At 32.3% G+C, this 570-nt stretch carries 1 protein-coding gene and 1 pseudogene; both read right to left on the reverse strand.

What is annotated here, in order from left to right; translation table 11 throughout:
• Positions 1 to 197, reverse strand: a pseudogene (locus AC1DTM_RS30945) (IS3-like element ISSau2 family transposase); the annotation flags it as partial.
• 23 nt (positions 198 to 220) lie between these two features.
• On the reverse strand, positions 221 to 570 hold a 350-nt coding region (locus tag AC1DTM_RS30950), incomplete at its 5' end, for a transposase (protein WP_477001758.1).

The raw sequence follows: 570 nt of genomic DNA on the forward strand, positions 1-570 counted from the left end.
GGATAACCATATTCCTTGTGCCTTACGTGAATAGATTGTATTACTTTTTTTAATCGTTTCTCGGATTCTAGTCGCATGTTTTTCATACTTTTTGTATGAATCCACTTATAGTAACTTGAACGATGTACACCCGCAAATTTCGTAAGCCATATAACTGGATATTTCCCCTTTAATGATTCAATAATATGATATCTCACCGTATATTTTAGTGCACCTCCATTTACAGATTCGGATACTGCTTTTTTAAATATTCAACCTGTGCCTTATAGTAGTCACGTTCCTCTTCAATCGTCTTAAAATGAACGCGTTTGCCTTTTAGAGGATTTGATATACCTTTCATTCCACCATTTTTTCCACGAGTATCTGTAATTTCACCAAATTCTTTATATTTTTTTCCCCAATTTTTTAGTTGTGTAGAGCTTCTAATCTGATATTTTTCCTTTATCATATTGTAACTTCCTTCTCCGTTTAAATAACTTTGAACAGCCGCTAACTTTAATTCTTCTGAATATGTAATAAATRTTGAACCTTTTTTAGTCATGAAAAATCCCCTCCAAGTAATAGTGTAAC

Source organism: Bacillus sp. P4_D3, assembly GCF_056401855.1.